The following is a 17,618-nucleotide window of genomic DNA, read 5'->3' as shown; positions in this document are numbered from 1 at the left end:
GTTAAAGCAGATACTCTGTGCGGACATTGGAAAGTGCCGCAAAGATATTGCTTTCCAGCTGTTGATCCTTGCCGTACAGCTCCTGCAGCATTGCCCGTATTTTTTCGCGTTTGGAGCTGCCGGCAAGGGGACAGGGATTTTCAGCGGCGCTGATTTCGAAAAGGCGGGCGAGTGTTTTCACCTGTTCCTTGTTCAGGTAGGCGAGCGGGCGGATGACGTGAAGGTTGCCGTGAAACAGCGGCTGTCGCGGCACCATGGTACTCAGGTTGCCGCTGTAGAAAAGGTTGAGAAAAAAGGTTTCGATGATATCTTCTTTGTGATGGCCCAGGGCCAGCTTGTTGCACTTTTTTTCTCTTGCCAGGTTGAAAAGCCGGGTCCGTCGGTTGCGGGCGCAGTAAAAACAGCCGCTTTTGCCGTTTTCCGCGGCAAGGGCGTCAGGTCCGAAGGTTGTCTTTTCAACGATAACGTCAATTCCCAGCTTTGACAGCTGTCTTTCGGTTGCGGACGCAACGCTTCCCTCGGGAAAACCCATATCAAGATGCACGGCGGTCAGGTGATAGCTGATCGGTGCCTTTTTTTGCCATTCTCGGAGTATCGCCGCCAGGACAATGCTGTCCAGTCCGCCGGAAACGGCGACCATGACCCGGTCCCCGTCGGCCAGCATCCGGTAGTCGTGCATTGCCTTGCCGATAAGGCGATTAATGATTTTCGGAAGGGACATGATGGCTGCAAGGGGCCGGGCAAGCGTGGTCTAGCGGGCGAGGTACTTGCAGTCGTCGAGTTTTTCTTTCATTCCCTCACTGGCCAGTTGCCGGGCGGTTATCCATTTGAAACCGCGGCTTGAGGCCTTGGAAAATGAAAAAAGATTGGAAAGCAGGGTCTGCTGGGTTTCATCAAATACTCCCATGCAGAGGCTGCTCCCGGTGGCAACGTGAAACAGTTGGTATTTGAATGAGACCGAGGCGGGCTGGTTGACTGAGTATTCACCGCCGTCGCGTTCGCTGAAGCGGATGGCGGTAATGAGCAGTACCGCGTCAGTGCCGATCTGCTCGCCGATCCGCCGGGTCATTTCATTCGGGGTGCCATGGAAATCGCTCAGCAGGGTTTCTTGCTGCGAGGAGCTCAGAAACCGGATGCCGCTCCTTTCCGCAAGAATCTCTTTTGCCAGTTCCGTTAAAACCGCGGCGCCTGATTCGAGCTGGCGGGTGGTGATGTAGTCGTACCCCTGTTCCGCTTTTTGGATTTCAACCGGGAGAACGGCAATGGAATTCACGGTCTTTGCCGGTTCTTCGGGAGCAGCGGCCTGTTTTTTTCCGGCGCATCCGGCCAGGGAAAAAAACATGAAAACAAGAACAAGGAAAAATGAAAAAGATGCGAAACGTTTCAACGGAAAACCTCCAGCGGTTCGAAAATTTTAAAGGGATCCTTTTGATGAAAGGGGTCCCTGGGATCGGATATTGGGTGATGTCGCCTGGTCCAGGGCTCTTCCCAGCGCTTTAAAGATTGCTTCAAGGATATGGTGGGTATTTTGCCCGTAAGGCACTTCAACATGAAGCGTCATGCCGCCGTGCAGGGACAGGGCCCGCAGGAATTCCTGGACCAGGGCGGAGTCGAAGGAGCCGACCTTCTGGTCGCAGGGGACGACATCATAATGGAGATACGGTCGGTTGGACAGGTCGAGCGTCACCCGTGCCAATGCCTCGTCCATCGGCAAGGTGCAGTGACCGTAACGGTTGATGGCGCTGAAATCCTGCAGGCAGGCTTTCAATGCCTGACCCAGGCAGATGCCGATGTCCTCGACGGAATGATGATCATCTATTTCCGTGTCGCCGTGAGCGGTAACGGTGAGATCGAAAAAACCGTGGACGGTGAACAAGGTCAGCATATGATCGAGAAACGGGACCCCGGTCTTCAGTAATGCCTTGCCGGACCCGTCCAGGGTGAGACTGAGGGCGATGTCGGTTTCATTTGTTTTGCGGGTGATGGCGCTCTGGCGTTTGTTTTCCATTATTAATTTGATTTAATTTGATTTTTTTAGTGCGTGCCGGTAATTATCGATTATATTAATTACATCGTCAGGAAATGAGTGGCAAGTCATTTTCTTGATAATATCATATTTGATTCATTCCTGAAAAAGCAATTTCAATCCATCCGGAATGCAGATAAAAAAAGGTGAATTTTTTGTTGACAAAAAAGAATGTCGACCGTATATTCACTGTGTTTTTCGCACATACACAAAAAAACAAAAGCGGGAATAACTCAGTGGTAGAGTGCAACCTTGCCAAGGTTGAAGTCGCGAGTTCGAATCTCGTTTCCCGCTCCAGGTAAATTCAAAGGTTCGAACATGCTTCGGACCTTTTTTTGTCAATATTTCCATTTGTTTGATTGGGATTTTCATTCTCCTGCGAATGGTAAGATAAGCAGTATTTGAGGGTCAGCATATGAAAACGTATTTAACTCCGGTCAATGAGATTGAACGGAACTGGTTTGTGGTTGATGCGCAAAGTAAGGTTCTCGGTCGCCTTGCCTCTGAAATTGCATACCGGCTTCGCGGCAAACACAAACCCACCTTCTGCACTTTTCAGGATAACGGGGATTTCGTCATCGTTGTCAATGCCGACAAGATCCGTCTTACCGGCAAGAAGCTTGATGAAAAGTTGTACTACAATCATTCCGGCTTCATGGGCGGACTCCGGACAAGAACGGCAAAGGAAATTCTTGCCGAAAGCCCTGAAGAGCTTCTTTTCAAGGCGGTGAAGGGCATGCTTCCCAAAAATACATTGGGTCGCGCCCAACTGAAAAAATTGAAAGTATATGCCGGTTCGGAGCATCCCCATGAAGCCCAGAAACCGGAAAAACTCGAAATATAAGAGAGTACTGGAGTAATTATGTCAGAGCAGCAATTCTACGCCACGGGTAAAAGAAAAACAGCTATTGCCAGGGTCTGGTTGAGACCGGGTAAGGGCGATATTAATGTCAATAAATTGAGCTTTGCTGCATATTTCGGTGGCGCTATTGACCAGAAATCAGCAGTCAGACCGTTTGTTCTCACCGATACGATCGAAAAATTCGATGTTTATGCCACTCTGAAAGGCGGCGGCAAGTCTGCTCAGTCAGAGGCGCTTCGTCATGGCATAGCGAAAGCATTGCTGGAGGTTGACAGTGCAAATCGTCCGGCCTTGAAAAAAGCTGGTTTTCTCACCCGCGATGCACGCGCCAAAGAGCGGAAAAAATACGGCAGAAAAGCTGCCCGTGCAAGCTTCCAGTTCTCGAAACGTTGATCTGATTTATTCATCTTATTGAATGAACTGTCCTTAAACGGGAAAAGCGAAAGATATTTCGCTTTTCCCTTTTTTTTTGTCTGATTGGCGACTGAGCGGAGAAGAAAATGGTTCGTGTAGGTATTGTTGGTGCATCGGGTTACACCGGTGGTGAGTTGGCACGCATATTGGCACTTCATCCGGAAACGGAATTATGTGTTGCCACGTCCCGTCAGTATGCGGGCAAAAAAATGTCCGATGTCTATCCCCATCTGGCCGGGATCGCGGACATTGTCTGTGAAGACCTCAAGATCGATGATCTGGTCGGCAGGGCGGATCTGTTTTTTACCGCGGTTCCCCACCAGACCGCCATGGCCCTCGTGCCTTCCATTCTCGAGGCCGGGAAAAAAGTTGTTGATCTCAGCGCTGATTTCCGTATCGATGATCCCGTTGTTTATGAAGAATGGTATCAGGCCCATACGGCCAAGCAATATCTTGATGAGGCGGTTTACGGACTGCCCGAACTCAACCGAGATCGTATTGCCGGTTCACGTCTGGTGGCGAACCCCGGATGTTATCCGACGTCGATTATTCTTGCCCTTGCCCCTTTACTGAAAAAAGGGTGGGTGAAGCTTGATACCATTATCGCCGATTCCAAGTCCGGTACGTCCGGAGCCGGACGCAGTGCCCAGGTCAACAGCCTTTTTTGCGAGGTAACCGATGGTTTTCGCGCCTATAAGGTTGCCCAGCATCGCCATACGCCGGAGATCGAGCAGGAACTGAGCAAGCTTGCCGGAAGCAAACTGACCATTTCCTTTACTCCTCATTTGCTGCCGATCTCGCGCGGAATATTGAGCACGGTGTACGCAAGCCTTGTCGACGGTGTCGATCCGGGCGAACTTGCCCCTTTGTACGACGAATTTTATCGTAATGAAAAATTTGTCCGGGTCTGCCCCCCCGGTGTTTTCCCCGCCACCCAGTATGTTCGCGGCAGCAACTACTGTGATATCGCTTTTAAATATGATCCACGGACCGGCAGAATAATTCTGCTGTCGGCCATAGACAATCTGGTGAAAGGGGCTGCCGGTCAGGCGGTTCAGAATATGAATCTGGTTTGCGGTTTCGCCGAATCCCTCGGGCTTGAAACAGTCCCCCTTTTTCCTTGATAGCTTTCCGCCCCTTTGTCTTATGGGTGTTCACTCCGTACACTGCCGCAATATCAAGCTGACCGTCGCCTTTGACGGCACCGACTATGCGGGATGGCAGCGCCAGAACAACGCTCCGACGGTTCAGGCTGCCCTTGAGAAAAAACTTGCGGTGATGACCGGAGAAAATATTGTCGTTCACGGCGCGGGGCGAACTGATGCCGGGGTGCACGCCCTGGGTATGACGGCTCATTTCAAAACCTCATCCGCCATTACCTGTCATGCCTTTCAACAGGGGTTGAACAGTTTGCTTGCTGCGTCAATCAAGATACTCCGGGTTGAGGATGTCAGTGAAGATTTTCATTCGCGTATCAGTGCCAAAGCAAAAATTTACCAGTATTTTTTTTCAACCGGCAGTTTGATTTTGCCCCACCGCCGTTTGTATTGCGCCCATCTTCCCGGCCCGTTTGATCTGGACAGGGCATGCCGGTGCCTGCCTTTTATCCGCGGCAGCAAGGATTTCAGCTCTTTTGAGGCAGTGGGATCCCGGGACAGGGCCAAGGTCGGCGGCCGAGGGGCGACGCGGCATATATTTTCCGCAACGCTTCAGATCAATGAATCGTGCATGGATGAATATGTTTTTGAAATTTGCGGTGACGGATTCTTGCGAAAAATGGTAAGAAATATCATCGGGTCGGTAATTGAAGTTGGCCGAAATCGCATGGAGGTCGAAGATTTTGTCCGGCTTTTTGAGTTGAGAGACAGGGCGATGGCCGCTCCAACCGCACCAGCCTGCGGCCTGTTTCTGAAAAATGTTTTTTATGATGATGCTGGAATACGGCATGGATTTTAAAAAAGGAAAGGGGACGGATATGGAAGGACAGATTGCGCTGGCGGATCGGATGAAACTGATCAAACCCTCACCCACCCTGGCGGTGAATGCAAAGGCAAAGGCCATGAAGGCCGCCGGTGCTGATATTTTGAATTTCAGCGTCGGCGAACCGGACTTTGATACTCCCGCGCATGTATGCGCCGCCGGTAAAAAAGCCATTGATGAAGGCTTTACCCGTTATACCGCAGTTCCCGGTATTCCGGAACTGCGTGAGGCAATCGTCGCCCGCTACGCCCGGGACAGGGGCTGGAAGTATGAAGCGGACCAGGTACAGGTGAGCTGCGGCGGCAAACACGGGCTTTATAATATGGCCCAGGCCATGTTCGGACCGGGAGACGAAGTGCTCATCCCGACTCCATACTGGGTTTCCTATCCGCCCATCGTGCTGCTTGCCGGTGCGACCCCGGTTTTTGTGCCGCTGTCTGAAAAGGATAATTTCGATCTGACCGCGGAAAATTTGAATAAGTGCGCGACCGGCAAGACCCGCGGCATTATTCTCAACAGTCCGTCAAATCCCACCGGAGGAATTTTTTCCGCCAAGGCATTGGCAGTTGTTGCCGAAATGGCCATGAAACGGGGCTGGGTCATCATCTCCGATGATATTTATGACACCATCGTCTACGATGAAGGTCCTCTCGCCCATATTCTCGACGTGGAACCAAAGGTGAAGGATCAGACCATCATCTTGAATGGCGTGTCCAAGTCCTTTGCCATGACCGGATGGCGCATCGGTTATTCTCTCGGGCCGAAACATGTGATTGCCGCCATGAATAAAATCCAGAGTCAGTCGACCTCAAATGCTTCTTCAATCGCCCAGAAGGCAGCCCTGGCCGCTGTGGAAGGACCGCAGGATTTTCCGGGGATGATGAAGGAATCGTTTGTGCCCCGGCTTGATTATATCGTCAAGGAATTGACCTCGATTGAAGGGATCACCTGTGTGAAACCAAGCGGCGCCTTTTATGTTTTTCCGAATTTTACCGCCTATTACGGCCGTAAGTTCAAAGGCAAGGTCATCAGCGGCTCGGTCGAGATGTCGGAGTATCTGCTGGAAGAAAGTTTTATGGCGACGGTTCCCGGCGCAGCGTTTGGTGCCGATGAGTTTGTGCGCTTTTCCTTTGCCACTTCGATGGAATCAATAACCGATGGGATGAAAAGGTTGAAAGAGGCGCTGGGAAAGCTTGACTGATTCAGGGTTGAATCGGTTTTGGGGTAATGACTGCGATCGAAGTTTTTTGGCCGTAAAGAGCGGCATTGTCGGGAAAAATCAGGAGCCGCAACGAAATTCATTCGTTGCGGCTCTTTGTGTCGTGGTGCCATTGCGGCGGATGGTCGATGCGGACGCGTTTGATTGCAACAGGGTGAGCCCTTCCCGCCTTGACGACGGTCTCAATATTCTTCCGGGCTGGGTTCGCTGAGAGCCCAGGTCCATTGGTCAAGGGGCCGCTCCTTGGAAAGTGCTTTCTGGCCGCTTGAGCTGTAGCAGCGATACACCCAGCTCTGACCACTCTGGTATATTTTGATCAAGGCAAGGTTGGGGTGAATGTACCATCCCGGTTTGTATTGTCCGTCCATCTCCGTTCCTCGGTAAGTTCTTGTCCTTTTTTCAAGCAGCAAATAAAGAGCCGATCGGCAATCAAATGCCGGCCCATTATGCAACGGTCTTGCAAAAAACCTTGGTCCGCCGTATCGTAAACGATAACTCTATGAATCGATACGAAAATCGGGCGCCATGGCTTGCGGCAAAGACGTCATTATTTCACAAGACATTTCGTGATACAGTTGCGGCAGTCATCGCTGATTTTGCCGTCCCTGCAGAATAAACTGAAACTTTCAATCCAATCCGTGCCGCCGCGGGGGCATTGTTCAAGAAATTGGACAAAACTGATCATGCGGTCGATAATTTCTCTGGGTGCGGCATGTTCTATTTTGCAGGCCCCGATGTCGGCAAGCTTTTCATCCACATCAAGGACCTTGATGAAAAAATTCTTCAGGGCCTGATGACGGTGGATGATGTCCGCCGACATTTCCTGCCCCGTGGTGGTGAGGGTGATGACCTCATACGGGGCGTAGTTGATCAGTTTTTTCTGGGCTAAAGCTCTGAACGCCTCGGTCACTGATGACCGACTGACATTGAGTCGGGAAGCGATTTCTTTTGCCCTGGCCACCTTCTTTTCTTTGATGATGAGGGCAATCGCCTCAAGGTAGTCTTCAAGACTTGCACTCAGGCGTGTTTCTTTTTTCATGATATTTTGCGATATGCCGCATCTGAAAGCAACACCAAAAAGTTAAATTGACACCTGTAAGTAGTTAATATCATACAGTTGAGTTGCCGTTGATGCCAGTTTTTTTTGTTTGACGGGGTAAAAAAGATCCATTTGCCCTTTTGCCGCTGCCGTCTATCCTGTTGAAAATGGTTTTTTTCATGCGTCGATTTTTTCTTTTGTCGTTATTTATCGGAATGATTGCTTTCTCTTATGCTTGCTGGATCGAGCCGAACAGGATCGTGGTTGAACATGTCGTCATCCCTGATGAAATATTATGGCGCGCCTGGGGAGAAACGAAAATCGTCCAGCTTTCCGATCTCCACATTGATCATCCGGGCAAACGTGAAGCCAAGCTCGCCCGGATGGTGACCGACCTCAAGCCGGATCTCATCGTCATCACCGGGGACATGGTGCAATGGGAGAAAAATCCGGCCCCGGCCATGGCGTTTGTCGAGAGCCTGCATGCGCCGCTCGGGGTCTATTGCGTGCTCGGCGATTCCGACATGTCTGCCGGCAGGCAGCAGTGCCTTTTCTGTCATACCGCCGGCAATGTACATCAACAGCGAGATCATCCCAGAATGTTTAAGAACTCATGCCGCACGGTCGATCTTGACGAGTCCGGACGGACGATGGTTGTTGCCGGTTTTTTTGTCGAAGACGAGGGGAATGCCGTTGATCGGCAAACACCCTTTCACGGCCTGCCCGACCAGAACAGTCCGCTCCTGGTGCTCAATCATTTTTCGGACGGCTGGGACGAGGCATTGGGGGATAGGCCGCGGCTCTGGCTTGCCGGCGACACCCATGGAGGACAGATACGGTTGCCTGATTTTCTTTGGGAAAGACTCCATGTCGTCGATTATCCCCGATACCGGGCAGGGCTTTTCAGCGATGGCGGTCACAAGTGGTTGTATGTGAACCGTGGTATCGGCACCACCGGCTCTTTTCCTTTCAGATTCGGGGTACCGCCGGAAATAACCGTCATCAGCTTTCAAGGGAGGTAAAGAGATATGCGCTTTGCTTTCATCCGCGTTTTTTTTGCTCTTTTCCTGTTTTTGGCCATTGTCTCCTGTTCGTCGGGGGGATATGATGAATCGGCAAATCGTTCGATTTTCGACTTTGAAAATGAATTGGAGCTCGATCATCTGCACTGGGAGTGCGGCACGTTCATGGAGCGGGATACGCGCCATGCCACTTCCGGTCAATACAGCCTCAGGCTGGAGATGTATCCTCATTTTGACTATCCCGGCTTCAAATGCTACCTGGAAGAAGGCTGCCGGGGCGGGAAACGCTTGCTGGTTGATATTTACAATCCGGGAGAACAGGCGATACGGCTTTCCTATCGAATAGACGACCGCAAGGACGGCCCGCCTTATGAAGACCGGGCAAACGGTCGTTTTGACGCCCTGCCGGGAGCCAATGTTTTTGCTGTTGAGCTTGCCGGGCTGCGGACTTCCGGCACCGGCCGGCTGATGGATGCCGCATCGCTCACCAGTCTGGCTCTTTTTGTCCATCAACCGGAAAAACCAATTGTGCTTTTTTTTGATAATATCCGCCTGGAAGGGCAATGAATTTGGATTTGAAAAGAGAAAAGGAGAAAAACATGTCGCTGCAGGAAAAAATAAAAAGTGATTTAAAGCAATCGATGAAGGCCCAAACCGAGGCCAGGACCTCGGCGCTGCGCGTGTTGCTCGGCGAGTTCGGCCGGCAGGCGAAAAAGGAGCTCGATGATGCCGAGGTGATCAGCATCATTCGCAAGCTGATCAAATCGGAAGCCGAAACCCTGGCCCATACCGGGCAGGAGCCATCCGAATACATGCGGATTCTGGAGGGATATCTGCCCAGGCAGGCAAGCGAGGAAGAAATTAAGCAATGGATCGCCGCCAATATCGATTTTGCCAAGTTCGGCAACAAGATGCAGGCCATGAAGCCGATCATGGCTCATTTCGCGGGTATGACGGACGGCAACATGGTGAAAAATATTCTGCAGAGTCTCTAGACTCGGAAATACAACAAGAAATCAACCGAAACGGCCGGTGATATAATCCTCGGTCAGTTGATGGCGCGGGTTGGTGAATATCCGCTCCGTTTTTCCCACTTCAATCAAGTCGCCCAGGTGAAAGTAGGCGGTCCGCTGGGAAACCCGGGCTGCCTGCTGCATGGAGTGGGTAACAATGACAATGGAGTAGTGTTCCCGCAGTTCCGCGATCAGCTCTTCGATCCTGGCGGTGGCGATGGGGTCCAGGGCCGAGCATGGTTCATCCATGAGAATCACTTCGGGACTCACGGCAATGGCCCGGGCAATGCAAAGCCGCTGCTGCTGGCCGCCGGAAAGTCCGGTGCCGGGCTGGTTCAGTCGGTCTTTTGCTTCTTCCCACAGGCCGGCCTTTTTCAGGGACGTTTCGACGATTTCATCGAGTTCCGTCTTGTTCTGCACCAGCCCGTGAATTTTCGGACCATAAGCGACATTGTCGTAAATGGATTTGGGAAAGGGATTCGGTTTCTGAAAAACCATGCCGACCCTGGCGCGAAGCGGCACAACATCCACGCTTTTATCGTGAATATCCATGTCGTCGATCCGGATATCCCCGGTGACCCTGCAGCCTTCCACCGTATCATTCATCCGGTTCAGACAGCGAAGAAAGGTGGATTTGCCGCAGCCGGAAGGGCCGATCATGGCAATCACCTCGTTGCGGGCGATATCAATGCTGACATTGTTGATCGCCATCTTCTCGCCGTAATAGACATAGACCTCCCGGCAGGTCATGCGGGGGGTTTCCACGAAGGGGTTGCCGACTGTTTCACGTTTCTTGTGAAGAACCTTGTCCTGGCTTTGCGACAAAACATTCTCCTTGGTTTGGATGGATGATTGGTTGCGGGTCATATTGAATGTTGCTTCCATTTTTCTGATTTATCCTGAAATAGTATCACGGAGACCAGGGAAAGGCATAAAAAAAAATTGCGATGCCCCCTGATCCCCCGGTGTTTGGAAGTCATCAAGGAAACGATGGCCTCATCGTTACATGCGGAGCGCTTTCAGCTCTTTGACGTCCGCGGCAACGGATTTTCTTTCCTCCTCCGGCATGGGGATCATGCCTTTGTCGGTCAGATAACCTTCATCACCCCAGGCTTTTTCGCTGGTAAACTCGGCAAGATATTCCGTGATGCCGGGAATAACCCCCACATGGGCTTTCTTGACATAAAAGAAGAGGGGACGTGAAACGGAATATGTGCCGTCTGCGATGTTTTCAAAGGTTGGAGCATAGTCTTCCACGATCGCCCCTTGAATCTTATCTGCGTTCTGTTCGAGAAAGCTGAAGCCGAAAATGCCGAAGGCACTGGGATTGGCATCAAGCTTCTGGACGATCAGGTTGTCGTTTTCACCGGCTTCGATGTAGGTGCCGTCTTCACGCACGCTTTGGCAGACCGCCTTGTGTTTGTCTTTGTCGGAGTTTTTCATTTCCTTGATAAAGGCAAATGTTTCGGCTCCGGTTTCCATGGCGAGCTCGACAAAGGCATCACGGGTTCCGGAGGTGGGAGGTGGGCCGAGCACTTCAATTTTAACGGCCGGCAGGGAAGGATTGACGTCTTTCCATGTTTTATAGGGGTTGGGAACAAGCGTGTCGCCGCCTTTGGGGTCAGGAACTTCCTTGGCCAGGGCCAGGAAGATATCCCGGCGCGACACCTGTATGGGAGCGCTTTTTTTGGAATTGGCCAGCACGATTCCGTCATAGCCGATTTTTACCTCGATGATATCCTTGACTCCTTTCGCCTGGCAGGTGTCGAATTCGGATTTTTTGATGGCGCGGGAGGCATTGGTCATGTCCGGATGCTGCACGCCGATTCCGGAGCAGAACAGTTTGAAGCCGCCGCCGGTGCCGGTTGACTCGATCTTCGGGGTTTTGAAATTCGTCGTTTTTCCCAGTTGTTCCGCCACCACCGTGGCAAAGGGGTAGACGGTGGAAGAACCGACGATGCTGATGTAGTCGCGGCCTGCCGAATGGGCCGCCGAGGTGGCGAACATGCCGGCCATGAATGCGGAAACCCAGAAAATGCTTTTCTTTTTCATTGTGCTCTCCTTGGGACAAAGTGAAAAAAATCCCTACCATTTAATTTCAAAACGTTTTCGTAAATAAACCGCTCCCGCGTTCATGAAAATGAGGAAGGCGAGAAGCACCATGATCGCCGCTGATGTCCTTTCGGTAAAGGCCCGTTCCGGGCTGTCCGCCCAAAGGTAAATCTGCACCGGCAGGGCGGTGGCCGGGTCGGTAAATCCGCCGGGGATGTCGACGATAAAGGCGACCATGCCGATCATCAGCAGAGGCGCGGTTTCGCCAAGGGCGCGGGCCATGCCGATGATGGTTCCGGTCAGCATGCCGGGCAGGGCGAGCGGCAGAACATGGTGCATCACCATCTGCATTTTTGAGGCGCCGATACCGAGAGCCGCTTCACGAATCGAAGGAGGAACCGACTGCAGGGACGCGCGGCTGGCAATAATAATAACCGGCAGGGTCATCAGGGTCATGACCAGGCCTCCCACCAGGGATGTTGAGCGCGGCATGCCGAAAAAGTTGATGAACACGGCAAGCCCCAGCAGGCCGTAGACAATGGACGGCACTGCGGCCAGATTGTTGATGTTGACCTCGATAATGTCGATCCATCTGTTTTTGGGCGCGAACTCTTCGAGATAGACAGCGGCGGCGACACCGGCAGGGAAGGAAAGAAACAGGGTGATAAGCAGGACGTAGAATGATCCTCTCGTTGCTCCCCAGATACCGGCAAGTTCAGGTTCCCGTGAATCACCGGATGTGAGCAATATCATGTTGAATCTTTTTTCAATACGGCCTTCGTTTTCCATTCGGTCCAGCCAGCCGAGCTGATTATCCGTGATACGTCTTTCCGATTCAGGAACCGACCGGTCGATGTAGCCTTTAGAGAGCATGTCCACATCATCATTGGCGGGAACCCATATTTTCTGTTTGGTGCCGATGAGGCTGGTATTGTCCTTGATTATATTCTGCAGGCGAAATGCCGCGCCTGAGCTGACAAGGTCGTAAAGTTGCTTTTTGCCGCGTCGGTCCGTTACATCGGGAAACATCTCCCGCAGTGATGATTTAACCAGGCCGGGAAAATCCGCCGTGGCCAGGTTTTCGTCGGCAAATTCAGCCGGGTCGAAAAAGACATCAATCTGAATATAAGTTTGCAAAAATGCCGTGTATCCCTTTGAAACAATAGACAAAAAGAGCAGGGCGAGAAAACCGAGAGAAAGGATGATTGCCGTCATGCCGAATCTGCGAAAGCGGCGTTCGGACCGATAGCGGCGTTGCAGTCCCTTGTTGACTTTATCGATGGTGGCGGCGTTTTGCCGAGAACTGTTCATAAAGTGTCTCCTTCCGGCGGACGGCTACTCATATTGCTCCCTGTATTTGCGTACAACGTACAGGGCAATAATGTTGAGCAGAAGAGTAAAGATGAAAAGAAACAGGCCAAGGGCAAAGGCGGCAAGTGTTTTCGGGCTGTCAAACTCCTGGTCGCCCACCAGCAGCGTGACAATCTGAACGGTGACGGTGGTCACCGCCTTAAAGGGGTTGGCCGTCAGGTTTGCGGAAAGTCCGGCGGCCATGACCACGATCATGGTTTCGCCGATGGCCCGTGATACCGCAAGAAGAATACTGCCGACAATACCGGGCAGGGCGGCGGGGATGACCACCTTTTTAATGGTTTCCGATTTTGTCGCGCCCAGGGCAAGGGAGCCGTCCCGCATTGACTGGGGAACGGCATGAATGACATCATCGGAAAGCGATGAGACAAAGGGGATAATCATGATTCCCATGACCACACCGGCGGCCAGGGCGCTTTCGGAAGAAATCGGCAGGTTGAAAACGGCGCCGCTGTCCCGGAGAAAGGGGGCAACGACCAGGGCCGCGAAAAAACCGTACACCACGGTGGGGATGCCCGCCAGTATCTCAAGCAGGGGTTTGATAAAAGAGCGCGTGCGGTTGGTTGCATACTCCGACAGGTAAATTGCCGACATGAGGCCAACCGGCACGGCAACCATCATGGCGATCAGTGAAATAAGCGCCGTGCCGGCAAAGACGGGCACGGCCCCGAACGCCCCGCTCGATCCGACCTGATCGCTGCGCATCGCGGTCTGCGGGCTCCAGTCAAGGCCGAAAAGAAATTCATGCAGCGAAACCACCTTGAAAAAACGGATCGCCTCAAAAAGAACGGAAAGGATGATTCCCACGGTGATGAGGATGGCAAAGGCTGAACAAAGAAAGAGCAGGAAAAGGAAAACTTTTTCAACCTTGTTGCGGGCTTGCAGTGAGGGGGTGATTTTTCGGTAAATAAGTGAGCCCGCGGCCATCATAAAGGCCAGAATAACCGCGGCCATGGCCCTGCCGGAAAGAGACTGCAGGGCCCGGTAGTGCTCGGCGGCCTGCAGCACATAAGGTTCCGGTTCCCCGGAAACGATGTTGCCCGAAACAATATTTTTTATGTCGTTGAGAATCAGGCCAAGCCGGCTTTCCGGCAGAGCGGCGATTTCCGGCGGCAGAGCGGCGGCAACCAGCGAGCTGATAATCGGTGATTCACTTGTCTGCCAGACTGCCAGGATGAGCAAAGCGGGCAGGGCGCACCAGAGAGCCGTCAACATGCCGTAGTGCGCGGGCAGGGAATGGAGCCCTTTGACGCCGCCGCGGTTTTTCGCCACGGCAAACGCCTTGGAACGGCCGAGAAAATAGAAACTGACGGCAAACAAAAGAATGGTCGGCAAAATATATGAGGAAATCATAATCGTTGCCCTGGGTATCAGCGGAAGCGGACAATTTCGCCTTCAACAAGGTAAATCACCTCTTCGGCAATATTTGTTGCGCGATCGGCAATACGTTCGAGATGGCGGGCGAGAAGAAAATTATTGATCATGCATCCCGGGTGTTCCGGGAATTTGCCCAGCATTTTGATAACCGTTTCATAGGCCAGGTTGCGCAGGGCGTCCACTTCGTCATCAATGAAAAAGATTTTTCTGGCGAGCGCGGCGTCGCGATGCACCAGGGCGTCAAGGCTCATTTTCAGCATGGTGATGACATGCTCCGACATTTCACTGTAGTCGAAACCGCTTTTGACGGCGCAGCTGCTTTTGCTGATACCTTCCACCCGTTTGGCGATATTGACGGCCATGTCGCCGATGCGTTCAATTTCATTGTTGATTTTGATGACGGTGATGAGAAGCCTGAGGTCGCTTGCCACCGGCTGATGCAGCGCGAGGATTTTCAGGCATTCCTCCTCGATTTCCACTTCCATGTCATCGACTTCATAGTCGGAGCGGATAATTTTCTGGATCATCTCTTCATCATGGGTCTCAATCACCGTGACAGCCATGCGGACCCGTTCTTCCACCAGTGCTCCCATGCTCAACAGCTTCTGGTTCAGTTTTTCAAGTTCTCGATGAAAGGTGTGATGGCGGGCCATGAAGTTTTTCTCCTTTGCTTATGTTGTGATAGTTATCGTTAATTTTCTTTAAAGCTACCACATTCAGCGATACTACGAGAGAAAAATTTAGGTTTGATTAGGAGATTGTTAAGATTGCGTTAGGCTCGGTGAATCAACTTGCGGGGCCCGGGAAAATATGCATATAAAGAATGGATAATTCCAAGCGGAACCATGTGGTTGCTTGCCTCTCATCCCGCCGGGGATGGGTATCGGATGGTGCATCCATTGCCGCATTCTGCCCCCAAATTATTACCGCAGAGATCAGGACGACTCAAGAAAAACGTTGTCTTCCCAATCCCTGCGGCACCTTTTCTCAGGGCGAGAAAAAAATTACAAGCTGAGCGGTTTCAGATCCTTCACGTCCTTGGCAACGGATTTTCTTTCTTCCTCGGGCATGGGGATCATGCCCTTGTCCGCCAGATATCCTTCATTTCCCCAGGCTTTTTCACTGGTAAACTCGGCAAGATATTCCGCAATGCCGGGAATGACCCCCACATGATCCTTCTTGACGTAGAAGAAAAGGGGACGGGAAACCGGATACGAGCCGGCGGCGATGTTGTCAAAGGTGGGGGCATTGCCTTCCACCATTGAACCCTGGATCTTGTCGCCGTTCTGGTCAAGAAAGCTGAAGCCGAAAATGCCGAAGGCATTGGGGTTGGCATCAAGTTTCTGCACGATCAGGTTGTCGTTTTCACCGGCTTCAACATAGGCGCCGTCTTCCCGCACGCTTTGGGTAACCGCCTTATGTCGGTCCTTGTCCGATTTTTTCATATCCTTGATAAAGTCAAATGTTTCGGCTCCGGTTTCCATGGCGAGCTCGACAAAGGCATCACGGGTTCCGGAGGTGGGGGGCGGGCCGAGCACCTCGATTTTAACGGCCGGCAGGGAAGAATTGACTTCTTTCCATGTTTTATAGGGGTTGGGAACAAGCGTGTCGCCGCCTTTCGGGTCAGGAACTTCCTTGGCCAGGGCCAGGAAGATATCCCGGCGCGACACCTGCATGGGCGCGCTTTTCTTGGAATTGGCCAGCACGATTCCGTCATAGCCGATTTTGACTTCAACGATATTTTTTACGCCATTGTCCTGGCAGGTGTCGAATTCAGATTTTTTGATGGCGCGGGAGGCATTGGTCATGTCCGGATGTTCAACCCCGACCCCGGCACAAAACAGTTTGAAGCCGCCGCCTGTGCCGGTTGATTCGATTTTCGGGGTTTTGAAATTCGATGTCTTGCCGAGTTGTTCCGCCACTACAGTGGCAAACGGATAGACGGTGGAAGAGCCGACGATGCTGATGTAGTCCCGTCCCGCCGCCTGAACCGCTGATGCGCTGAACATGCCGGCCATGAATGCTGCTGCCAGAAAGATGCTTTTCTTTTTCATAGTTTGCTCCATAAAGAATGTGAATAAAAAATACTGCTGCCGTTTGATTGCAAATCGTTTTTGTAAGGGAACCATCCCAGCGTCCATGAAAAATTTGGAATAATTATTGACGCTTTTACTTTTGTCAGAATACGAGAGTATTATTGGGACTTGGTTAGGAGATGGTTAATATTTGATGAGGGGTTGGGAATCGGCTTGCGGGAAGAAAAAATATGCATAAAGGTAAAGGGGTATTGTAACTATCCAGCGTAGTGGCGACAAAGTACATAAAACCACGCACTGTAACTGTTCAGTAGTGCCGCAGATGCGCCGGTAAGCGCAGACTCCGAGAGAGGCTTGGCCGCTATACACTGGGTATGCGGGCAGGCCGATGACAAAGCAGATGCGGTGCTGCTGGATAGTTACGGGGTATTTAGAGAAAGCGCAGCGGTACCCTCGGCGCCGCTGTTTTTTTATATGATGGGTCAACAAGCAGGAGTCGGATATGGGCAAGGCGAACATACTCATAATTGAAGATGATGAGGATATTCAGCAGCTGGTCAGCTATAACCTCATCAAAGCCGGGTTTCATGTCGTCTGCGCTGATACGGGTGAAGAAGGCCTGGAAAAACTCAAGGGCGGCGATGTTGATTGTATCCTGCTTGACTTGATGCTGCCGGGCATGGGCGGGCTTGATGTCTGCCGGGCCATCAAGAAAAGTGAAAATCCGCATGGAGTTCCCGTTCTGATGCTCACCGCCAAGGGAGAAGAGGATGATGTGGTTGCGGGTCTTGACTGCGGCGCCGATGATTATGTGACAAAACCATTCAGCCCGAAGGTGCTCATCGCCCGGATCAAGGCGCTGCTGCGACGCAAGAAGGAAACAGGGGAGGTCGCGGAAGAGAAAGCGGTTGCAATTCTGCTTCACGGACTTGAAATTCATCCCGGCAGGCATGAGGTCAGGCTGAACGGCGAACTCCTGCAATTGACCATGACCGAATTCGGTATTCTGCATCTGCTGGCCGGCAAGCCGGGCTGGGTTTATACCCGGCAGCAGATCATTGATGCGGTGCGGGGCTATGATTTTCTTGTCACTCCCAGGGCAATAGATGTGCAGATATTCGGGTTGCGCAAAAAAATGGGTGAGGCGGGCGGCTCTATTGAAACCGTCCGCGGGGTAGGGTACCGCTTCAAGGCGTGAGGGGAAACG

Annotated in this window: 18 protein-coding genes, 1 tRNA gene and 1 pseudogene; 9 read left to right on the top strand and 11 right to left on the bottom strand. The window is 52.0% G+C overall.

All coding sequences use genetic code 11. The features are described from left to right. Position 1: 1 nt before the first annotated feature. From BM485_01505 to hisB, 3 genes are read right to left on the bottom strand one after another with little or no spacing between them, the layout of a single operon-like run. Positions 2 to 721: a hypothetical protein gene (locus BM485_01505; GenBank protein ID OKY76771.1), complete on the bottom strand. Its 720-nt coding sequence runs from the start codon at positions 719 to 721 to the stop codon at positions 2 to 4. Between the two features lie 30 nt (positions 722 to 751). Then, positions 752 to 1,387, bottom strand: coding sequence for a hypothetical protein (locus BM485_01500; GenBank protein ID OKY76770.1), 636 nt, complete (start codon positions 1,385 to 1,387; stop codon positions 752 to 754). 27 nt (positions 1,388 to 1,414) lie between these two features. Further along, entirely contained in the window at positions 1,415 to 2,008 is a 594-nt protein-coding gene (gene hisB / locus BM485_01495) for an imidazoleglycerol-phosphate dehydratase (GenBank protein OKY76769.1), read from the bottom strand. A 240-nt stretch (positions 2,009 to 2,248) separates the two neighbouring features. On the opposite strand from hisB, the gene BM485_01490 reads away from it, so the two are divergent. The 5 genes and pseudogenes from BM485_01490 to BM485_01470 all read left to right on the top strand — a co-directional run bounded on the left by BM485_01490 (position 2,249) and on the right by BM485_01470 (position 6,483). Beyond that, positions 2,249 to 2,323, top strand: a tRNA-Gly gene (locus tag BM485_01490). Positions 2,324 to 2,441: 118 nt separating this feature from the next. Continuing rightward, a pseudogene (locus BM485_01485) lies at positions 2,442 to 3,281 on the top strand (hypothetical protein). A gap of 107 nt (positions 3,282 to 3,388) precedes the next feature. Next, entirely contained in the window at positions 3,389 to 4,426 is a 1,038-nt protein-coding gene (locus BM485_01480; GenBank protein OKY76768.1) for an N-acetyl-gamma-glutamyl-phosphate reductase, read from the top strand. Between the two features lie 22 nt (positions 4,427 to 4,448). After that, complete coding sequence (locus BM485_01475) at positions 4,449 to 5,258, top strand: tRNA pseudouridine(38-40) synthase TruA (protein OKY76767.1); 810 nt, start codon at positions 4,449 to 4,451, stop codon at positions 5,256 to 5,258. A 31-nt stretch (positions 5,259 to 5,289) separates the two neighbouring features. Then, positions 5,290 to 6,483: an aspartate aminotransferase gene (locus tag BM485_01470; GenBank protein OKY76921.1), complete on the top strand. Its 1,194-nt coding sequence runs from the start codon at positions 5,290 to 5,292 to the stop codon at positions 6,481 to 6,483. A 200-nt stretch (positions 6,484 to 6,683) separates the two neighbouring features. On the opposite strand, the gene BM485_01465 is transcribed toward BM485_01470, so the two are convergent. Continuing rightward, positions 6,684 to 6,869 (bottom strand): hypothetical protein, encoded by a 186-nt coding sequence (locus BM485_01465; protein ID OKY76766.1) that lies wholly within the window; start codon positions 6,867 to 6,869, stop codon positions 6,684 to 6,686. Positions 6,870 to 7,048: 179 nt separating this feature from the next. Beyond that, the gene (locus tag BM485_01460; GenBank protein ID OKY76765.1) at positions 7,049 to 7,540 is read right to left on the bottom strand and encodes a DtxR family transcriptional regulator; all 492 of its coding nucleotides are present in this window, start codon (positions 7,538 to 7,540) and stop codon (positions 7,049 to 7,051) included. Between the two features lie 140 nt (positions 7,541 to 7,680). Between BM485_01460 and BM485_01455 the strand changes: the two genes are divergently transcribed. The 3 genes from BM485_01455 to BM485_01445 are packed head-to-tail and all read left to right on the top strand — an operon-like array spanning position 7,681 to position 9,557. Further along, on the top strand, positions 7,681 to 8,562 hold the full coding sequence (locus tag BM485_01455) for a hypothetical protein (GenBank protein ID OKY76764.1): 882 nt from the start codon (positions 7,681 to 7,683) through the stop codon (positions 8,560 to 8,562). Between the two features lie 6 nt (positions 8,563 to 8,568). Further along, a complete protein-coding gene (locus BM485_01450) occupies positions 8,569 to 9,129 on the top strand; it encodes a hypothetical protein (protein ID OKY76763.1) in 561 nt (186 codons plus the stop codon). Further along, complete coding sequence (locus BM485_01445) at positions 9,126 to 9,557, top strand: hypothetical protein (protein ID OKY76762.1); 432 nt, start codon at positions 9,126 to 9,128, stop codon at positions 9,555 to 9,557. The genes BM485_01450 and BM485_01445 overlap by 4 nt, the downstream gene beginning before the upstream one ends. A gap of 21 nt (positions 9,558 to 9,578) precedes the next feature. Here the strand turns inward: BM485_01445 and BM485_01440 are convergent, their stop codons facing one another. From BM485_01440 to BM485_01415, 6 genes are all read right to left on the bottom strand, one after another. Then, entirely contained in the window at positions 9,579 to 10,442 is an 864-nt protein-coding gene (locus tag BM485_01440; GenBank protein OKY76920.1) for a phosphate ABC transporter ATP-binding protein, read from the bottom strand. Positions 10,443 to 10,577: 135 nt separating this feature from the next. Then, positions 10,578 to 11,627, bottom strand: a complete 1,050-nt coding sequence (locus BM485_01435) for a phosphate ABC transporter substrate-binding protein (GenBank protein OKY76761.1) — start codon at positions 11,625 to 11,627, stop codon at positions 10,578 to 10,580. 33 nt (positions 11,628 to 11,660) lie between these two features. Then, the gene (locus tag BM485_01430; protein OKY76760.1) at positions 11,661 to 12,938 is read right to left on the bottom strand and encodes a phosphate ABC transporter, permease protein PstA; all 1,278 of its coding nucleotides are present in this window, start codon (positions 12,936 to 12,938) and stop codon (positions 11,661 to 11,663) included. Between the two features lie 24 nt (positions 12,939 to 12,962). After that, a complete protein-coding gene (locus BM485_01425) occupies positions 12,963 to 14,351 on the bottom strand; it encodes a phosphate ABC transporter permease subunit PstC (GenBank protein ID OKY76759.1) in 1,389 nt (462 codons plus the stop codon). Between the two features lie 17 nt (positions 14,352 to 14,368). Further along, the gene (locus BM485_01420; GenBank protein ID OKY76758.1) at positions 14,369 to 15,028 is read right to left on the bottom strand and encodes a phosphate transport system regulatory protein PhoU; all 660 of its coding nucleotides are present in this window, start codon (positions 15,026 to 15,028) and stop codon (positions 14,369 to 14,371) included. A gap of 351 nt (positions 15,029 to 15,379) precedes the next feature. Beyond that, the gene (locus BM485_01415) at positions 15,380 to 16,429 is read right to left on the bottom strand and encodes a phosphate ABC transporter substrate-binding protein (GenBank protein OKY76757.1); all 1,050 of its coding nucleotides are present in this window, start codon (positions 16,427 to 16,429) and stop codon (positions 15,380 to 15,382) included. 484 nt (positions 16,430 to 16,913) lie between these two features. Here BM485_01415 and BM485_01410 point away from each other — a divergent pair, with 484 nt between their 5' ends. Further along, positions 16,914 to 17,609, top strand: a complete 696-nt coding sequence (locus BM485_01410) for a DNA-binding response regulator (protein OKY76756.1) — start codon at positions 16,914 to 16,916, stop codon at positions 17,607 to 17,609. Positions 17,610 to 17,618 lie beyond the last annotated feature (9 nt).

This window comes from Desulfobulbaceae bacterium DB1 (assembly GCA_001914235.1).
Lineage (GTDB): Bacteria > Desulfobacterota > Desulfobulbia > Desulfobulbales > SURF-16 > DB1.
The sequence above is the reverse complement of the archived record's forward strand: the minus strand, read 5'-3'. Positions and strand labels throughout refer to the sequence as shown.